Source organism: Vibrio algicola, from assembly GCF_009601765.2.
Classification (GTDB): domain Bacteria; phylum Pseudomonadota; class Gammaproteobacteria; order Enterobacterales; family Vibrionaceae; genus Vibrio; species Vibrio algicola.
Genome location: NZ_CP045699.1, coordinates 565608 through 586158, shown reverse-complemented (window position 1 = coordinate 586158; position 20551 = coordinate 565608). Strand labels below are relative to the sequence as shown.

The window sequence follows — 20551 nt, the reverse complement described above, 5'->3', positions numbered from 1 at the left end:
CTTGCCTCTGTGAGACGCGAGGAAATAACGTATTATAACAAGCAAAGTAATGAGATGATCGATCGTGACTACGGTTGGCATTATACCACTCTATCTTAATCGACAAACGGAAATTGATAATGAGCCAAATCCAGCAAGCATTAACACAATACTTTGGTTTTAATGAATTACGAGGTGGGCAATCACAAGTTATCGAGGCCATTTTAGCCGGACATTCTGCCGCCGCTATTTTCCCTACCGGCTCCGGCAAGTCTTTGTGTTATCAATTACCGGCGGTGTTATTGCCTAATCTGACCTTAGTGATATCCCCTTTACTAGCATTAATGAAAGATCAGCTTGAGTTCCTTCATTCCAAAGGCATTGCTGCCGCCTCACTCGATTCAACTCAAGACCGTGAAACCAGTAATCGCATTATGCAGCAAGTTCGTAGCGGCGAAATCAAGGTGTTGATGATTTCGGTTGAGCGATTGAAAAACGAACGCTTTCGTCAGTTTATTTCACAAGTGCCGATCTCGATGCTAGTGGTGGATGAAGCGCACTGTATTTCTGAGTGGGGACATAATTTCCGCCCTGATTATTTAAAGCTGCCTTTTTACTGCCAAAGTTTGCAGATCCCTCAAGTGTTATTATTAACCGCCACTGCGACACCTGCGGTTATTGAGGATATGAGTAATAAATTCAATATTGCTAAAGATAACATTACCATTACTGGCTTTTATCGCCCCAACCTTGATCTCAACGTTTTGCCTTGTGAAGAAGAAGATAAACCCCAAGCCTTGGTTGATTTACTGTGTTCGACTCCCGATCTTCCTACCATAGTGTATGTCACCTTACAACACACCGCAGCCCAAGTAGCGCAATACCTACAACGCCATGGGATGAATGCCCTCGCCTATCACGCAGGGTTAGATTCCGATCTTCGTCAACATATTCAGCAGCAATTTATGAGCGGAGAAGTGCCATGCATTGTCGCTACGATTGCATTTGGTATGGGGATAGATAAATCCGATATTCGCCGCGTAGTGCATTTTGACCTGCCTAAATCGATAGAAAACTACTCACAAGAAATTGGCCGCGCGGGTCGTGATGGCGAAAAATCCTATTGCACAGTACTGGCCAATACTTCTGGCATTAATGTGCTCGAAAACTTTGTTTATGGTGATACGCCCGATACTTGTTCGTTTAAACACGTATTGCAGTCGATTTATGATGACCAAAGCCAATCGGGGTTATGGGAGGTCATGCTAACGCGCTTATCTCGTGATTCAAATATTCGTCAGTTGCCGCTCAAAACGCTCTTAGTGTATCTCGAACTGCAAGGCATTATTCAAGCAAAGTACAGCTATTATGCCGATTATCGTTTTAAACATATTGTTAGCGAAGCGGATATTTTAGCTCGCTTTCCGCAACATGGCGCTCACGCTGAAAGGCATCAATTTATTCAAGCCATTTTCAGCTGCTCAAAAATTGCTAAGACTTGGCGCAGTGTCGATTTCGATGCTTTATGGATGGGTTATCAAGCCGAACGTAGCCGTGTAGTGGCGGCGTTAGATTATTTTCATGAGCAAGGTTTGATTGAATTAGAAAGCAAACAAATCACCGATGTGTATCAAGTGTTAGGGGCGGATCATCCCGAAACTCAACGTGATAATACCGAGGTAGCCAATGAGCTTAGTGCACTTTTCAAGCAAAAGGAACATGGTGATCTAAACCGAATTCAAACCTTGATAAATTTATTTGAAAGCCCGTCCTGCCTGAGCTCAAAGCTTGCAGGGTACTTTTTAGATCATGATGTACCAAATGCTTGCGGCCATTGTAGCGTGTGTCGCGGTAAAGTCGCGGTGCTACCAAAACCTTATTTAGATGATGTGCCATTAGCAAACATCGATCAGTGGGTAGCGCCATTTAAAGCCGCTTTTGAAGGCAGCCCACACCAACAAGAAATGCAATTAACTTCTGAGGCGATCACAAGATTCTTATGTGGCATTTCCACCCCACTGAGTAATAAGCTTAAAGCCAGTAAAATGGAAGGGGTCGGCAAGTTAGAGCAGTATCCATTTGCTCAAGTACAACAGTGGGTAGAACAGTTAGGTTGATAACCATGACATTGATTATTGGATCAATTTAGATACTAAGAAAAGACGCTGCTTTGGTGTTAGCACTAAATTGGATCCATAAAAAAACGGTCACCATAAGGCGACCGTTTTTTTTTATATTTGTTGCAACTTCGACTTACTCGTCGTCGTTCTTACGCTTGCCAGCTGATTTACGCTTATTGCGTTCAGTCTGGATTTTTTGGAATTCAACCAATTCTTTTTCAGCCCACTGCGTCGCTTCAGCTTCGGTTTCAAAACCTAGTTGACGCTTAGAAATGATAGTACGGCGTGAAGTTATTTGACGAACGATTTCTGCAGACCAACCGTTACGCTTCTCAACCAATTGAAAACTATATTTATTGCTCATAATACTCTTTTACCTACCCTGCCCCATGGTGAAACATTTCGCTTAGGCGCAAAGCTAAATTAGGCGCGCATTAAAACACAGTTTGATCAAAAAAGATGCATATTTAATTGAAATAACGCCAACAAAAAACGACCACCGAAGTGATCGTTTTTATTAAGTTAACAAGTTAGGCCTTTCTATCAACCGATATGCTTGCGCGCGTTACGGAACATACGCATCCATGGGCTGTCTTCACTCCAGTCCTCTGGGTGCCATGAGTTCGCTACAGTTCTAAATACACGCTCTGGGTGCGGCATCATGATGGTCACGCGGCCATCGTCGGTGGTTAAACCTGTGATAGCGTTGGGTGAACCGTTCGGGTTATTTGGATACTGCTGAGTTGGATTACCCATATTATCCACATAGCGTAGCGCCACCGTGCCAGAATTTTCAATCGCTTGTAGATGCTCATTACCACGCACTTCCACACGACCTTCACCGTGAGAAACGGCGATTGGCATGCGAGATCCAGCCATTTCACTAAAGAAAACTGAATCCGACTTTTGCACTTCAACCAAACTGAAACGCGCTTCAAAACGCTCTGATTCATTGCGTACAAAACGTGGCCATAAATCAGCACCAGGAATAAGGTCGCGCAAGTTAGATAGCATCTGACAACCATTACACACGCCAAGCGAGAAGGTATCTTGACGCTCAAAGAAACCAGCAAATTGGTCACGCGCATTATCGTTAAACAATACCGATTTCGCCCAACCTTCACCGGCACCGAGTACGTCACCGTAAGAGAAACCACCACATGCCACTAGGCCTTGGTACTCTTCTAGTGCTGCTTGTCCGGTTAGAATGTCGCTCATGTGAATATCAGTGGTAGCAAAGCCCGCACGGTCAAAGGCGGCAGCCATTTCAACGTGTGAGTTAACCCCTTGCTCGCGCAAAATCGCCATCTTAGGTTTCGCGCCAGTGTTTATCATCGAAGCCGCAATATAAGGCGCGGCAACATCTTCATTGATATCAAAGCTCAGTTTAACATTTAGGCCTGGGTCGCTGTTGTCTGCTTTAGCAGTATGCTCTTGCGCCGCACACGCTGAGTTATCTCGCATGGCTTGCATCTTGTTTGTGGTTTCAGCCCAAATCATACGTAGTTCGGTACGATTACGCTCAAGAACCACAGTGTTACCTGAAGTGATCAGCAGTGAATCCGATGCTTCTACCGAGCCAATCACATGCGAACACTCACCTAAACCATTAGCTGCAAGTGTTGCTTGAACCGATTCAAGATCATCATTACGCACTTGAATGACCGCGCCTAACTCTTCATTAAATAATGCTGCTAATTCATCATTACCTAACGCAGCAATATCCGCTTTAATACCACAGTGACCGGCAAACGCCATTTCAGCCAAGGTAATTAATAGACCACCATCACCTTTGTCGTGATAAGCCAATAACTTGCTCTCAGCGACTAAAGCTTGAATGCCAGTGTAGAAGCCTTTTAATTGCGCCGCGTTATCAACATCCGCCGGTTTATCGCCTAATTGGTTATAAACTTGAGCCAATGCGGTCGCGCCCATACGGTTTTTACCATTGCCTAAATCCACCAAAATAAGACTGGTCTCGCCTTGATTGGTTTTTAATTCAGGAGTAATGGTTTTACGCACATCTTCAACACGCGCAAAGGCGGTGATCACCAAAGATAACGGAGAGGTTACTTCGCGCTCTTCACCATCTTGTTGCCATTTGGTTTTCATCGACATTGAGTCTTTGCCGACCGGAATGGTAAGACCAAGCGCAGGACAAAGTTCTTCACCAACCGCTTTTACCGCTTCATAAAGACCGGCATCTTCGCCTGGGTGGCCTGCAGGAGACATCCAGTTTGCCGATAATTTAATGTGTTTAATATCGCCAATATCAGTCGCTGCAATGTTAGTGATGGATTCACCCACCGCTAAACGCGCAGAGGCGCCAAAGTCGAGTAAGGCAACCGGCGTGCGCTCACCTAGCGACATTGCTTCGCCATGATAAGTATCATAACTTGCTGCCGTTACTGCGCAGTTAGCCACAGGAACTTGCCAAGGACCAACCATTTGATCACGAGCCACTAATCCGGTTACCGAGCGGTCGCCAATAGTAATAAGGAAGGTTTTTTCCGCCACTGTTGGCAAGCGAAGTACGCGATCCAGCGCTTCATTAAGCTCAATTTCGCTGCGATCAATCGCTGGGTTATTGGCTTTTAATGTTTTGGCATCACGGTGCATTTTAGGCGTATTACCTAAAAGAACATCCATCGGCATATCAATCGGCGTATTGTCGAAATGTGAATCCTCTAACTTCAATTCGCGTTCTTGTGTTGCCACACCCACAACGGCATAAGGCGCGCGTTCACGCTGACAAATCGCTTCAAATGCAGCCATGTTTTCTGGCGCGACGGCCATAACATAACGTTCTTGTGATTCATTACACCAAATCTCTAATGGGCTCATTCCTGGCTCATCGTTTGGTACATCACGCAATTGGAAAATACCGCCACGCTCACCATCATCGACTAACTCAGGTAAGGCATTAGAGATACCACCGGCGCCCACATCGTGAATAAAGGCGATCGGGTTATCGTCACCCAACTGCCAACAACGGTCGATCACTTCTTGGCAACGACGTTCCATTTCTGGGTTTTCACGTTGTACTGAAGCAAAATCTAAGTCTTCTGCCGATTGACCCGATGCCATTGAAGACGCCGCTCCGCCGCCCAGACCAATATTCATCGCAGGGCCACCCAACACAATTAAGCTCGCGCCGACTGGGATCTCTTTTTTCTGAACATGCTCGTCACGAATATTACCTAAACCACCAGCCAACATGATTGGCTTGTGGTATCCACGAATTTCTTCGCCGTTATGAGAGTTAACTTTTTGTTCGTAAGTACGGAAGTAACCGAGTAGGTTTGGACGACCAAATTCATTGTTAAATGCCGCGCCGCCTAGTGGGCCTTCAAGCATAATATCCAATGCTGTGACGATACGACTTGGTTTGCCAAAATCGGTTTCCCAAGGTTGCACAAAGTTTGGAATCTTAAGGTTCGATACCGAGAAACCGACTAAACCAGCTTTTGGTTTGCCACCGATACCGGTTGCGCCTTCATCACGAATTTCGCCGCCAGAACCGGTTGAAGCGCCCGGCCAAGGCGAGATCGCAGTTGGATGGTTGTGGGTTTCAACTTTCATTAAGATATGTGCGAGCTCTTGGCTGTAGCCATATTCGCGTGTTTTTGGATCTGGGAAGAAACGACCCACATTAGAACCCACCATCACCGCCGCGTTGTCTTTATAAGCAGACAATACGTTATCCGGTGTTACTTCCATGGTGTTTTTGATCATTTTGAACAAAGACTTTTCTTGTTCAACGCCATCAATGGTCCAGCCAGCATTAAAGATTTTATGACGACAATGCTCTGAGTTCGCTTGAGCAAACATCATCAATTCAATATCCGTTGGGTTACGGCCTAACTTTTGGGTAAAGCTTTCGACTAAGTAACCAATTTCATCATCGGCTAAGGCTAAACCAAGGCTAACATTGGCCTCTTCTAGCGCAGCACGTCCACCAGTTAATAGATCAACTTCAGAGACTGGCGCAGGTTGCGCGACGTTAAACAAGGCATCTGCTTGCTCAAAATCAGAAAACACCACTTCCATCATGCGATCATGCAATAGTGCTTTAAGCTCTAATAATTGCAGTTCTGATAATTCGACTGAGGATTCAACATAATAAGCCGTACCACGCTCAAGACGTTTGATTTTGCTTAAACCACAATTATGGGCGATATCAGAGGCTTTTGATGACCAAGGCGAGATGGTGCCAGGGCGAGGAGTGGTCAATAGTAGTAGACCTTGAGGCTCGTGATCTTCAATGGTAGGACCATACGTAAGCAGCTTTTCTAACTTTTCAACTTCTTTGCTATCAAGTTCAGAAGTCAGGTCAGCAAAATGCGCAAATTCAGCATAAATGCTCGACACAGGTAGGTTTAACTCACGACAAAGCTCTAAAAGCTTGTTGACACGAAATTCGGATAAAGCGGGTGAACCACGCAAAATTCTCATGTACTTAGGTCTCTTTGGCTGTTGGTTTATAAAATACGTCATCACAACAAAGTGATATTGAAATAATTTCAACGACTTAAATCAAATATCGAAGTTATTTCAATCTCACCTTTACCTCACAGGTGGCCTTTGGCGCACATTATAGAGGAAATCCCCACTCGAAGTAACACCCAAAGCAACCGTTTGCGCAAATTATTTTCATTGCCTAATCCAAAAAATATAAATGAGATAAATTTGAATCGTATTATATCGAAAACATTATAAGTTACAGCCAGATCATAAGCTGATTCTGACAACTTTGCTGACAACCGCTGCATTTGGTATAAAGGAGGTCTAAACATTTTATGAGATCCCCTTTTTGACTAAATTTCACTCTCATTTCCAATATAAACGCTGGTTAGTGGTGCTATGTATCCTAATAGGATTAACCGCTTGCCAACCAGATACTAAGCCTTTGTCTGACTTAGAGCAGATCCAACAACGTGGTGTATTACGCGTTGGAACTTTGAACAATCAAATTTCTTATTTTATCGGCACCGATGGTCCGACCGGATTGGATTATGAACTTGCGCAAAGATTCGCCAAAGAGCTTGGAGTAAAGCTAGAAATTAAACCGGCTTATCACTCAAGTGGGCTTTTCCCAGCCTTAAAAAATCATGAAGTGGATATGATTGCCGCGGGAATTAGCCACACGCCTGAGCGATTAAAACACTTCAATGTTGGTCCGGCTTATTACTATGCTAGCCAACAAGTGGTCTACCGCAAAGGTACTTGGCGACCACGCAACCTGAAACAGTTAATCGAAAAACAAAGCAGCGAAAATAAAGAAAACTTTGTGGTGGTTAAAGGATCTGAATTCGATCAAACACTACAAAACCTCGCCAAAGACAACCCAAAATTAACCTGGGAAACCGTCGAAAATAATGATACTAACGATCTGTTAAAAAAAGTATCAACTGGAGATATCGATTTTACGGTGGTCGATTCCATTTCATTATCAATCAACCAAAGGCTACATCCCCGCTTAGCCACAGCATTTGAACTCACCGAAGATCAACCTATTTCTTGGTACATCCGCAAATCAGATAATGATTCTCTGTACGCCATGATGCTAGAGTTTTTCGGTAACATGAACCAATCAGGTAAATTAGCCCGTCTGGAAGAGAAGTATTTTGGCCATATTCAAAGTTTTGACTATGTGGATACTCGTGCTTTTATTCGCTCATTAGACAGCAAATTACCTAAATATAAAAAGCTATTTCAGACCTATTCGAAAGAATTTGATTGGCGTTTAATTGCGGCATTATCGTATCAAGAATCGCATTGGAACCCTTACGCCACCTCTCCAACTGGAGTGCGCGGCATGATGATGCTGACCCAATCAACCGCTAAAATGGTGAATGTTAAAAACCGACTGATCCCGGCTCAATCGATCCAAGGTGGTGTGACTTATTTACGCGGCATTGTGAAACGGATCCCCGATTCAATCCCTGAGCACGAAAAAATCTGGTTTGCTTTAGCATCCTATAACTTAGGTTTTGGTCATGTTATGGATGCTCGTAGACTGACTAAAGCGCAAAAGGCCAATCCTGATTCTTGGACAGATGTGAAGGCACGCTTACCGAAACTGCAACTTCCTGGTTACTACCGTTATACCCGTTATGGCTATGCCCGAGGGAGTGAAGCGAAGAACTATGTAGAAAATATCCGTCGTTATTACCAAACAATTATTGGTTATGAAGCACAAGAAAAACAAGAAATCCGTAACGACAATCTTGATGCCGATTTTACGGTGATTGATGCCCCCGTGAGTAGTGCGGTGAGCGCGGCGGTCAGTACTGCAACCAACACCGAGCAACCAGCCGCAGAATCAAAATAGAGCATCTATAGAAACAAAAAAGAGAAAACAGCATGGGCTAAGTACACACATACTTAGCCCATTCATTTAACTGTCACATTGATTATCTAGACTGAGATCGACTTAGCAAAGGAAGGCTTAAAAAGTCACTATACTTAAGATATTCACCTTTGATGTATGTAGCAATGATCTATACCAAGGTGCTTCATATAGAAAATGCTTTATACATCAATACATGACGATGACTAAGGAGATATACCAATGTTCTCTCGAAAAAAAATCACCAGTTCATTATTTTCACGCAATTCAAGCTCAACCCGTAGAAAGCGCATGTTATCGAACAACAAAAAGAAAGTGATTTGGCGACATCGTAGCTTCGTGTTTTGTGCTGAGGTCGTGTCATAGTTCACCCTACCTCTGTTATTTGAATGAATACCTTTTACCCAATAACGACTGCAATACTTCTATCACTTCTAACAGCACCATAACCAACACAACCTGCGGCAAATGGATCATTGCTAATTTGCCGAACCATCCTTTTTATTGAGCTGATTGATATTCAATGATTAACGCTCATCTTTTCTTTTTTGCTTAATTTCCTTACGGCGACGTCGGAAAAATTGTTGCAACTGCTCACGGCATTCATCGGCCAGCAACCCACCTTCTACTTCGGCGTAATGATACGATGCTTGGCTTTCAAACAGATTCAATACCGTCCCTGCCGCTCCTGCTTTTAAATCGGGCGCGCCATAAACAATACGCTTGACTCGACTATGTAACAGCGCTCCGGCGCACATAGGGCAAGGCTCTAACGTGACATATAAGGTCGTGTCGAGTAAGCGATAGTTTTCTAATGCTTGCCCAGCCTTTCGTAAGGTCGATATTTCAGCATGGGCGGTGGCGTCATGCTCACCAATAGCCGCATTCCAGCCTTCGGCGATGATGATTCCGTCTTTAACCAACAACGCCCCAACAGGCACTTCGCCATTGGCTTCAGCTTGGGATGCCAGCTCTATCGCACGGCGCATAAATTGTTCATCTTGGGGACTAAATTGGGGCATTAAAGATTCCGTCGCTATTAAATACAGTCATTTTATTCTATTGAGATTAAGTCTCCGGCACCTTAAATATTATGCTTCTTGCCGTAAAGCAAAAGCGAGATCCCGTATCTTCTTCCCTTAGGCTCATGTACGGAATGACGATCGCGGGTGCTGGTTTTTAACAGTCGATGATTATACGGGATTGAGTGATTTTCTACAGACAAAAAAATCCCCGTCTATTGCTAGACAGGGATTTCAAAAGTTTAATCAGTTAATACTTTGCCCAAAGGCAGAAGAATTAAGCTTGACCTTTAACTTCTTTAAGGCCGTTGAAAGGTGCTTTAGAACCTAGAGCTTCTTCAATACGGATTAGTTGGTTGTACTTAGCAACACGGTCAGAACGGCTCATAGAACCTGTTTTGATTTGACCTGCAGCAGTACCAACAGCAAGATCAGCAATCGTTGCATCTTCAGTTTCACCAGAACGGTGAGAGATAACTGCAGTGTAACCAGCATCTTTCGCCATTTTGATAGCCGCTAGAGTTTCAGTCAAAGAACCGATTTGGTTGAATTTGATAAGGATAGAGTTCGCTACGCCTTTCTCAATACCTTCCGCTAGGATCTTAGTGTTTGTAACGAATAGATCGTCACCAACGATTTGAAGTTTGCCACCTAGAAGTTCAGTTTGGTGCTTGAAGCCATCCCAATCTGATTCGTCTAGACCATCTTCAATCGAAACGATTGGGAATTGGTTAGCAAGGTCTTGTAGGTAGAAGTTAAATTCTTCAGAAGTGAAGATTTTGCCTTCGCCTTTCATGTTGTAGTTTCCAGCTTCTTTGTCGTAAAACTCAGACGCAGCACAGTCCATAGCAAGAGTAATGTCTTTACCAAGAACGTAACCAGCACCTTCTACAGCATCTTTGATTGCAGCAAGAGCAGCAGCGTTAGACTCAAGGTTAGGAGCGAAACCACCTTCATCACCAACTGCAGTGCTTAGGCCTTTAGCTTTAAGTACTTTAGCAAGGTTGTGGAATACTTCAGAACCCATGCGTACAGCTTCTTTGATTGTTTTAGCGCCAACAGGTTGAATCATGAATTCTTGGATATCAACGTTGTTGTCAGCGTGCTCGCCACCATTGATGATGTTCATCATTGGAAGAGGCATAGAGAATACGCCAGGAGTGCCGTTTAGTTCAGCGATGTGCTCGAACAAAGGCATGCCTTTTGCCGCTGCAGCTGCTTTTGCGTTCGCAAGAGAAACAGCAAGAATAGCGTTAGCGCCAAACTTAGATTTGTTTTCTGTGCCGTCTAAATCGATCATGATTTGGTCGATTGCAGCTTGGTCTTTCGCGTCTTTACCAACAAGAGCAGTAGCGATTTCGCCGTTTACTGCTTCGATAGCTTTAAGAACGCCTTTACCTAGGAAACGTGATTTGTCGCCGTCACGTAATTCAAGAGCTTCACGAGAACCAGTTGATGCGCCAGAAGGAGCAGCAGCCATACCTACAAAGCCACCTTCAAGATGAACTTCAGATTCTACTGTTGGGTTACCACGTGAATCAATGATTTCGCGAGCTAGAACTTTTACGATCTTAGACATGAATGTTTCCTCGTTTAATTTAAAATTTAAATGTCAAACTAATGGATAGCAGCACAAATTTTGCAACTATCCGTATCCTTTTTTACATCTTACTTTTTAAATCCTCTAAGGCTAAACATGAGCTTAACCTTAGAAGTGTTGAAACTGCTTTTACTTGTATTCGCTACGTTACTTCTGAACGTCTGCTGCTACTTCAAATTCACCGCGTTGGAATTGACCCGCCGCTTTCACAAAACCAGCGAATAATGGGTGTCCATCACGCGGCGTTGAAGTGAATTCAGGATGGAATTGAGCCGCTACAAACCAAGGATGGTTCGGGTTCTCAATCACTTCCACTAATTTTTTATCGGCAGAAAGTCCTGAAACTTTCAAACCTGCTTTCTCTAATTGAGGGCGCAAGTTGTTATTGACTTCATAACGATGGCGATGACGCTCATGAATTTGAGCATTGCCGTAAAGTTCATGTACTTTAGTGCCTTTTTCAAGGTGGCAAAGTTGTGAACCTAAACGCATAGTGCCGCCAAGGTCTGATGATTCGGTACGTTCTTCAACCTTACCTTCTTTATCGACCCATTCAGTAATAAGGCCAACCACAGGGAATTTTGTCTCTGGGTTAAACTCAGTTGAATGTGCGCCTTCAAGGCCAACAACGTTACGTGCGTATTCAATTAACGCCACTTGCATACCCAGACAAATACCTAAGTAAGGAACTTGGTTTTCGCGTGCATATTGCGCGGCCATAATTTTGCCTTCAATACCACGGTCACCAAAGCCACCAGGAACTAAGATAGCGTCTAAGCCTTCTAGTAATTCGGTACCTTTAGATTCTACGTCTTGAGAATCTACATACTTAATGGTTACGCTTAAACGGTTTTTCAACCCTGCGTGTTTTAAAGCTTCGTTAACTGACTTGTAAGCATCTGGTAATTCGATGTATTTACCTACCATACCAATGGTAATTTCACCAGTTGGATTGGCTTCTTCGTAAATAACTTGTTCCCATTCAGTCAAGTTAGCTTCAGGTGCATTGATACCAAAGCGTGTGCACACTAAGTTATCAAGACCTTGTGCGTGGATCAATTGTGGGATTTTGTAGATTGAATCTACATCCTTCATTGAAATCACGGCTTTTTCCTGCACATTACAGAACAACGCAATTTTCTTACGTTCATTGGCAGGAATGATACGATCGCTACGACAAACCAAAATATCTGGTTGAATACCGATAGATAGTAATTCTTTTACCGAGTGTTGAGTCGGTTTAGTTTTCACTTCACCCGCTGCGGCAAGGTAAGGTACTAACGTTAGGTGCATGAACATTGCGCGTTCACGGCCAACTTCAGCCGCTAACTGACGAATCGCTTCCATAAATGGTAGAGATTCGATATCACCAACGGTGCCACCCACTTCAACTAAAGCAATATCATGGCCTTCAGCACCAGCAATAACGCGATCTTTGATCGAGTTAGTGATGTGAGGAATAACCTGAATGGTTGCACCTAAATAATCACCACGGCGCTCTTTACGAAGAACATCTTCATAAACACGACCAGCAGTAAAGTTATTACGTTTAGTCATCTTGGTACGAATGAAACGTTCGTAATGACCAAGATCGAGATCGGTTTCCGCACCATCTTCCGTGACGAATACTTCACCATGTTGAGTCGGGCTCATTGTGCCTGGATCAACGTTGATGTATGGGTCAAGTTTCATCATGGTCACTTTAAGACCACGAGCTTCTAAAATAGCTGCCAGTGATGCGGCTGCAATACCTTTACCTAGCGAGGATACAACCCCACCAGTAACAAAAATGTAATTTGTTGTCATGCTTAACCTGAAATTGGGTGAATGAGGGAAAATAGGTGCTTCTGGACGGGATAAAAATATACCAGAAGCGCTTTTCCGCTACAACGTGAAATCTATCACAGTCGGTAATTTAATTTTTTGCTTCAAATCAATTTCCCTTGTACCTAAGAGGTAGTAATGTAATTCTTGGGCGCGTTCTTTGTCTAACTTAACAGCATAAACCATCATATACTCTGCTTTTCTTCTATTTTCACTTCATCCCAAGCGAGATCAAGCTCTTCCAAAGCACAATCCTCTAAAGGTTTATTTTTTCGCTGAATCTTAGTTTCCACTCCGCGAAAGCGACGTTCAAATTTATTGTTGGCTTTGCAAAGCACCATTTCAGGATCTTTTCCAAGATGCCGAACCAAGTTCACCACCGCAAACATCAGATCGCCTAACTCTTCTTCGACTCTTTGCTCGTTAATATCGACTTGCAAGGCCTCTTCCATCACCTCTGCAATTTCTTCTTGTACTTTATCAACCACAGGTCCAAGCGTGGGCCAATCAAAGCCATATTGAGCCACTTTATGTTGGATCTGATTAGCCCTTTCAAGTGCAGGCAAAGATGTTGATATTGAGTCTAGAATACTTTGTTCGATTTTGCTTACTTCGGTTTTCATCTTTTTCATCGCTCATTCTGTCACATCGTCAAAGTCATTGAAGTAACAGCGTCAAAGACTTTGGGGATAAGAAAACACCGCTAAGATAAGCGGTGTTTGATAACGGTTATTTCAAGCGCTTAACCCTAAGCACATCTTTTATCTGCTCAATCCGTGCCAGTATTCGCGCCAGCACCTCAACATTGTGAACTTCTAAGTGGAAATCCATAATGGTCATTTGACGTTTATAGTCGGTGCGGCTGTTCATGCTGTTCACTTTCAGTTTCTCGTTCGAGATCAAGGTGGTGATATCTTTTAATAGGCCCACTCGCTCTAACGCTTCCACTCTTATGGTTAAGATATAAACGCCATTTGAACCCCCACCCCACACAGTATCAATAATACGCTCTGGGGCATGATGATTGAGCTCACTTAACTGCTCACAATCACTGCGGTGGACTGAAATGCCACGACCTTGAGTAATGTAGCCACGGATCTCATCACCTGGGATCGGCTGACAACAACGCGCTAAATGACTCATTAAGTTATCCACCCCTTGCACCACAACTGCATCTTTTCTTGGGCGGCTTTCATGGGTCGCTTTCGCTTCTTGTAGTCGAGCGAGCGCTTGTTTATCTTCTTCTTCAGCGGTCGGCTTATTGACCAAGGCATTGATATGATTAACTACTTGGTTAATGCGTAAGTCACCACTGCCGATACCAACAAACAATTCATCATTGGTGTTGACGTTAAAACGCTTCAAGGCATATTTCTGCGCATCTTTTAATGTCGCGCCAATCTTTTGCAGTTCAGATTCGAGGATATCTTTCCCCGCTTCTAAGTTTTTATCGCGTCCGAGTTTTCTAAACCACGCGTTAATCTTTGCGCGCGCGCGACCAGAATGGACAAACCCTAGCGTTGGGTTTAGCCAATCTCGAGATGGATTCGGTTCTTTTTGGGTGATAATTTCAACTTGATCGCCCATCGCCAATTTATGGGTAAATGGGACAATACGCCCACCCACTTTGGCACCAATACAACGATGGCCCACTTCAGAGTGAATATGATAAGCAAAATCAAGAGGCGTAGCCCCCATAGGTAAATCAACCACATCACCTCTTGGCGTAAAGGCATACACACGGTCGTCAAATACCTGACTGCGTAACTCATCCAGCATTTCGCCAGAATCCGCCATCTCTTCTTGCCAATCGATCAGTTTACGCAACCAAGTGATTTTTTCATCGTAACCACTGCGTACCGCGCTACTGCCTTCTTTGTATTTCCAATGCGCAGCGACCCCAAGTTCGGAATCTTCATGCATTTGCTTAGTACGAATTTGGATCTCAATCGTTTTGCCTTCAGGCCCAAGTACCACAGTGTGAATCGATTGATAACCATTAGGCTTCGGATTGGCAACATAATCATCAAACTCACTTGGAAGATGCTTATATTTGGTGTGAACCATGCCAAGTGCGCCATAACAGTCTTGCAGTTGATCGGCAATAATTCGCACCGCTCGCACATCAAACAGTTCATCAAACTCAAGATTTTTTTTCTGCATCTTGCGCCAAATACTGTAGATATGCTTTGGTCGCCCGCTCACATCGGCATTGATATTTGCCGCTTTCATATCTTGCGATAAATCGGTGACAAAATCGTGAATATACTGCTCGCGCACAATGCGGCGCTCTGACAATTGTTTGGCGATTTTTTTATAGGTATCAGAACATTGATAACGGAAGGCGTAATCTTCAATTTCCCATTTTAGCTGACCAATACCTAAACGGTTCGCCAGTGGTGCGTAGATATTGGCGCACTCTTTGGCAGCCGCTTGACGAATATCATCCGGCTCATTTTTCACTTCACGCAAATTACAAATACGTTCAGCCAATTTGATGATCACACAACGAAAATCATCCACCATCGCCAATAGCATGCGGCGGACATTATCGACTTGCTCAGAGGCTTCGGAATCATTCATACTGACGTTAAGTTGGCCGATTGCCGCCATTTCATCCACGCCATCAATCAACTTAACGATTTCTTTGCCATAAATTTCGGTTAATGCTTCGCGCTCAAATAAGCCTTCCGACACAATCGGGAAAAGTTGGGCAGCAAGCAGTGTTGGGCGATCCATCGACAGGGTGATCAAAATCTCGATCATTTCACGACCGCGCCACAGTAATAATTCTTTATTGCTTTCGCCCACCAGCATTTCTTCACATTGCTGATAAACTTGCTTTAACTTATTGCTGGTTTTTCCATCTTGATGAAGGCTTTCAATCCAAGCTTCTAGCTCAAACTCTTCATGTTTATTTAAATGCGCACTTCTGACTGCGACCATTACATCTTCCTTTAAATAACGGCGAAAAATTTAGGCTGCAAGATGCTTAAAACGTATTGAGTTTCGCTTTTCGCATCTTGTCTTAGCGCCTATGTCACCGGTTATAATTTGAATTTAACTGGTTTTTTGGTGGTGTTTTTTTTCACTTTTCCGGTCTTGATAAATAACGCCATGGATTCGAGATGGCTGGTATGAGGGAACATATCTAACATCCCTAGTTTATGCAGCTCATAGCCTTGATTGAGCAGGTTTTGGCTATCGCGCGCTAACGTGGCAGGATTACAAGACACATACACAACGGCTTGCGCGCCAAGTGAAGCAATTCGCTCTATGATGCCAGATGCCCCCGCACGAGCCGGATCAAGTAGCACTTTATTAAATTGTTTTTTGGCCCAAGGCGCTTGCAACAAATCTTGTTCAAGATCAGCTTGATAGAACTCGACATTTTCAATGTTATTCAATTTGGCATTTTCAGTCGCGCGTTGCACCATCGCTTCGACCCCTTCGATGCCAACAACATGCTCCGCTTGCTTAGCCATTGAAAAGCTAAAGTTACCCAAACCACTGAATAAATCTAACACTCGGTCTTGAGAGGTTAATCCTAACCAATCTACCGCCTGCTCGACCATCGCTTGATTCACATTTTGGTTAACTTGGATAAAATCATTCGGTAAAAAAGCAATTTTACTACCGGTTTCTTGGCAAACTAACGCCTCACCCACCACACAATCTAATTCACCTTGATTTGGCGACAAGTATAAAGTCAGCGCATTGTGCTTGGCAAAATCGACTAAAGACTGATGCTCTTGCGCCGTAAGGGCTGCGGTATGACGTAGCAACATCGCTTTATTAGTACCATCAAATACCACTTCAACATGGCCTAGTTTTCTTGGTTGCTCTAAGGTATCAAGCAATGCTTTAATGCTTGGCAACAACGCATTTAATTGCGGCTCGAGTACGGGGCAGTCGGTGACATTGACAATATTTTTACTGCTTTTTTGACGAAAGCCAAATTGCAGCGATTGGGTTTTAATATCAAACATTAAGCTGATACGAGCACGACGACGATAACCGGTATCATTCGCAATAATCGGCGCAGCTAAAGGCAATTCACCTTGGTTTTCCATGCTGTTTTTTAACGCCTTGCCAGCAAATTTCGTCATCAATTGAGTTAATGACTGAGCTTTATGTGCAATCTGATCATCATGGCTCAAATGCTGCAAGTTACAACCGCCACACTCTTGATAGTGCGGGCAAAAAGCATCGATACGTTGGGTGCTTGCTTGTTCAACTTTGATCAGCTTCGCTTTAGAGAATTTACTTTTTTCTTCCACCATTTGAACTAAAACACGTTCGCTAGGCAGGGTACCTTCCACAAAGATCGGTTTTTTATTTTGATAAGCAATCCCTGCCCCTTGATGATCGAGGCGTTCGATAGTCACAAGTTGATGCTGCGCTCGACTTGCTTGTGGTTTTTTAGTTTGATAAAAATTGGCCATTACGACTCACTACCTGCTTATACTTATTAATATGGACGGTTTAAAAATGCGATGGTTCCACCAAATAGCGGCAAAACGGTAACAATCACGGTTAATCTTGCGTTTCGTTATGAATATCTAACTCTATGATTGTCGAAAAGCTTATAGTTGATTAAGCTAAGCACTTATCGAGCTTTCTTGAAAATTGAATTACGTCACCAGAGTATATACCCAAACCCATTGAAGTTGCAGTTAAGCGGTGGGTAAGACCGGTATAAATACCATATTCACAACGACATATTTTTCAGAACGCTATTTTCCCATATCCAGACAGGCTTGTAATTAAACAATCATGACAAGTTATGGCTTACGCGCCCGCGTGATCACGCTAACCTTAGCGCCAACATTAATTATTGGCTTATTGTTAAGCGGTTTCTTCACTCTAAATCGTTATAATGATTTGGAAAATCAACTTATTACAGCTGGCACCGATATTATCGAGCCATTGGCGATTGCCAGTGAATACGGTATGACCCAGCAAAGTCGTGAAGCAGTACGGCGCTTAATTAGTTATGCCCATCGCAAGCATTCTGACATTGTTCGCAGTATTGCGGTATTTGATTCGCATCATGAGTTATTTGTTACCTCCAATTTTCACCCTAACTTCCAATCTTTAACCTTTGATAAAACCAAGCCGATCCCGCTTATCAGTACCATCGAGCAATCCAAAAATAATGCCAATATATTGATATTACGCTCGCCGATTTTAGCCGAAGGTCAATTTGAAAACCCGACAGGCAAAGAAGCCACACCCAACCAAGCATTAGGTTATATTGCAATTGAGCTGGATATGTCCTCGCTGCGCTTGCAACAATACCAAGAAATTTTTGCCGCCTTGATGGTGCTTATTTTCGGTATTGGTTTATCTGGCTTTTTTGCGTATCGCTTAATGCGCGATGTGACCTTGCCTATCTCTCACATGGTGAGTGTGGTGGATAAAATTCGTCGTGGTCATTTGGATGTCCGAATTGAGGGCAAATTACATGGCGAACTCGACACTTTAAAAAGTGGTATCAATGCCATGGCGATGTCGTTGTCGGAATATCATGTTGAAATGCAACACAGTATCGACCAAGCGACCTCAGATTTGCGTGAAACCTTAGAGCAACTTGAGATCCAAAATATCGAGCTTGATATTGCCAAAAAACGCGCTCAAGAAGCGGCGCGAGTGAAATCTGAATTCTTAGCCAATATGTCACATGAATTACGCACGCCGCTTAATGGTGTGATTGGCTTTGCGCGTCAAATGCTCAAAACCGAACTCACCACAAACCAAGCCGATTACCTGCAAACCATTGAACGCTCAGCGCAAAGTTTACTTTCGATCATTAATGATATTTTAGACTTCTCCAAGCTTGAAGCGGGTAAACTGTTGCTCGAAAACATTCCGTTCGATTTACAAGAAACCTTAGATGAAGTGGTGAGTTTACAAGCCACCAGCGCCCATGAAAAAGGACTGGAGATCACGCTTAATATTGATCCAAAACTGCCACCGGCCTTAGTCGGTGATTCATTACGCATTCAGCAAGTCCTAACCAACTTAGTCGGGAACTCAATCAAATTTACCGAACGTGGCAATATTGATATTTCAGTAGAATTGCGCTCCAGCAGTGAAAATAAAGCCGAAGTGCAATTTATTGTGCGCGATACCGGTATTGGTATTTCAGAGCGTCAACAAGCTCAACTATTCCAAGCCTTTAGCCAAGCCGATGCCAGCATTTCTCGTCGTTACGGCGGTACAGGCTTAGGTCTGGTGATCACTCAAAACTTGATCGAACAAATGGGCGGCGAGATCAGCTTAACCAGTCGCTTGCACCAAGGTTCTACCTTCTGGTTTACCATTACCTTCCAAACCACCAATATGCCGCTATCTCCGGCGATTGATGTGAGTCAGCTACAAGATAAATCCGTGTTGTTGGTCGAGCCAAATCATCAATCGGCTCATATTATCGAGCAACAATTGCTTGAAAGCGGCATGACAGTGACCTACTCCGATCACCTGCCCGAGACTCAAGCTTCATTCGATATATTGCTGCTTAATATCTCACCAAGCGCCACGGTTGATCAAAATCAGATCGCCTTCTTAATTCAACAAGGCTTAGCGATTTCGACCAAAATGATTTTAGGCTTACCAAGTACCGAACTGGCATTGGCAGAAAACTTGATAAAACTGTATCCGGTACAATGTATTTCCAAGCCAATTATTCGCAAAAAACTGCTGCAAATGATGCTGCCTAATCAAGCGCAATCGATGCTACTCGCCGCCCCTGAAGCGCCGCACAATGAAAAACTACCAGTGCGAGTGATGGCGGTGGACGACAATCCTGCCAACTTAAAATTGATCAGTGCGTTACTCGATGAGCAAGTTATGCACGTCACCACCTGCTCCAATGGCGCCGAAGCCGTAGCCAAAGCCAGTCAGCAAAGCTTTGATATTATTCTGATGGACATCCAAATGCCGCACATGGATGGCGTGACCGCATGTGAGCATATTCGAGCATCGCAATTAAACAGTCATACCCCAGTAATCGCCGTTACTGCCCATGCTATCGATGGTGAGCGCGAACGCCTGCTGCAATCCGGCATGGATGATTATTTATCAAAACCAATTGAAGAGCATGTATTGCATCAGCTATTAGTACATTGGAACCCATACACGGTATCAGGAACCATTGAAAAACTAGAATCGCCGGAAGATAAGCAAGACAAAACGCATAACCCATTAAGCTTATCTGATGGTTGTATTGATTGGCTAATGGCATTAAAACAAGCGGCCAATAAAACCGACTTAGCCCAAGAAATGCTACACATGCTGGTTGAGTTTATTCCGCAAGTGGATCAACAAATCGAATCCGCATTAGCAACCCCTGCAGGCGCAGAAGCCGAATTATTGGCAATCGTGCATAAACTTCATGGCAGCTGCGCCTACTGTGGTGTGCCTAAGCTGCAAAATGTGTGCGCCACAATTGAAACCGCACTGCGAGCAGAGCAATCAATTGAAGATATCGAACCTGAGTTATTTGAATTACAAGATGAGATGGCGAAGATAGTACAAGCAGCAGATGAGTATTTAGGTTAATGCGATGGTGAAGTGAGTTGACTAAATTAGTAAAAGATTGATTAGTGCCCAATAACACGTTTGCTACTATGCAAATTAAGCCGAAATTTAC

Annotated in this window: 10 protein-coding genes and 1 pseudogene; 3 read left to right on the top strand and 8 right to left on the bottom strand. The window is 43.6% G+C overall.

Annotated features, from left to right (window positions below; genetic code table 11):
* The first annotated feature begins 119 nt into the window (after window positions 1-119).
* On the top strand, window positions 120-2096 hold the full coding sequence (locus GFB47_RS02610; RefSeq protein WP_153446332.1) for a RecQ family ATP-dependent DNA helicase: 1977 nt from the start codon (window positions 120-122) through the stop codon (window positions 2094-2096).
* A 136-nt stretch (window positions 2097-2232) separates the two neighbouring features.
* On the opposite strand, the gene GFB47_RS02605 is transcribed toward GFB47_RS02610, so the two are convergent.
* Entirely contained in the window at window positions 2233-2463 is a 231-nt protein-coding gene (locus tag GFB47_RS02605; protein WP_153446330.1) for a DUF3622 domain-containing protein, read from the bottom strand.
* Window positions 2464-2642: 179 nt separating this feature from the next.
* Window positions 2643-6554: a phosphoribosylformylglycinamidine synthase gene (gene purL, locus GFB47_RS02600; RefSeq protein WP_153446328.1), complete on the bottom strand. Its 3912-nt coding sequence runs from the start codon at window positions 6552-6554 to the stop codon at window positions 2643-2645.
* A 358-nt stretch (window positions 6555-6912) separates the two neighbouring features.
* Here purL and mltF point away from each other — a divergent pair, with 358 nt between their 5' ends.
* Window positions 6913-8433: a membrane-bound lytic murein transglycosylase MltF gene (mltF, locus tag GFB47_RS02595; RefSeq protein ID WP_153446326.1), complete on the top strand. Its 1521-nt coding sequence runs from the start codon at window positions 6913-6915 to the stop codon at window positions 8431-8433.
* A gap of 545 nt (window positions 8434-8978) precedes the next feature.
* On the opposite strand, the gene tadA is transcribed toward mltF, so the two are convergent.
* From tadA to rlmD, 6 genes and pseudogenes are all read right to left on the bottom strand, one after another.
* Window positions 8979-9473: a tRNA adenosine(34) deaminase TadA gene (gene tadA, locus GFB47_RS02590; protein WP_153446325.1), complete on the bottom strand. Its 495-nt coding sequence runs from the start codon at window positions 9471-9473 to the stop codon at window positions 8979-8981.
* Window positions 9474-9750: 277 nt separating this feature from the next.
* Entirely contained in the window at window positions 9751-11052 is a 1302-nt protein-coding gene (gene eno / locus GFB47_RS02585) for a phosphopyruvate hydratase (RefSeq protein ID WP_153446323.1), read from the bottom strand.
* 168 nt (window positions 11053-11220) lie between these two features.
* The gene (locus GFB47_RS02580; RefSeq protein WP_153446321.1) at window positions 11221-12879 is read right to left on the bottom strand and encodes a CTP synthase; all 1659 of its coding nucleotides are present in this window, start codon (window positions 12877-12879) and stop codon (window positions 11221-11223) included.
* A 203-nt stretch (window positions 12880-13082) separates the two neighbouring features.
* Window positions 13083-13523 (bottom strand): annotated as a pseudogene (locus GFB47_RS02575) (MazG family protein); the annotation flags it as partial.
* Window positions 13524-13626: 103 nt separating this feature from the next.
* Window positions 13627-15843: a GTP diphosphokinase gene (gene relA, locus GFB47_RS02570; RefSeq protein ID WP_153446317.1), complete on the bottom strand. Its 2217-nt coding sequence runs from the start codon at window positions 15841-15843 to the stop codon at window positions 13627-13629.
* A gap of 101 nt (window positions 15844-15944) precedes the next feature.
* A complete protein-coding gene (rlmD, locus tag GFB47_RS02565) occupies window positions 15945-17342 on the bottom strand; it encodes a 23S rRNA (uracil(1939)-C(5))-methyltransferase RlmD (protein WP_153446315.1) in 1398 nt (465 codons plus the stop codon).
* Between the two features lie 331 nt (window positions 17343-17673).
* Between rlmD and barA the strand changes: the two genes are divergently transcribed.
* Complete coding sequence (gene barA / locus GFB47_RS02560; RefSeq protein ID WP_153446314.1) at window positions 17674-20460, top strand: two-component sensor histidine kinase BarA; 2787 nt, start codon at window positions 17674-17676, stop codon at window positions 20458-20460.
* Window positions 20461-20551: the final 91 nt, after the last annotated feature.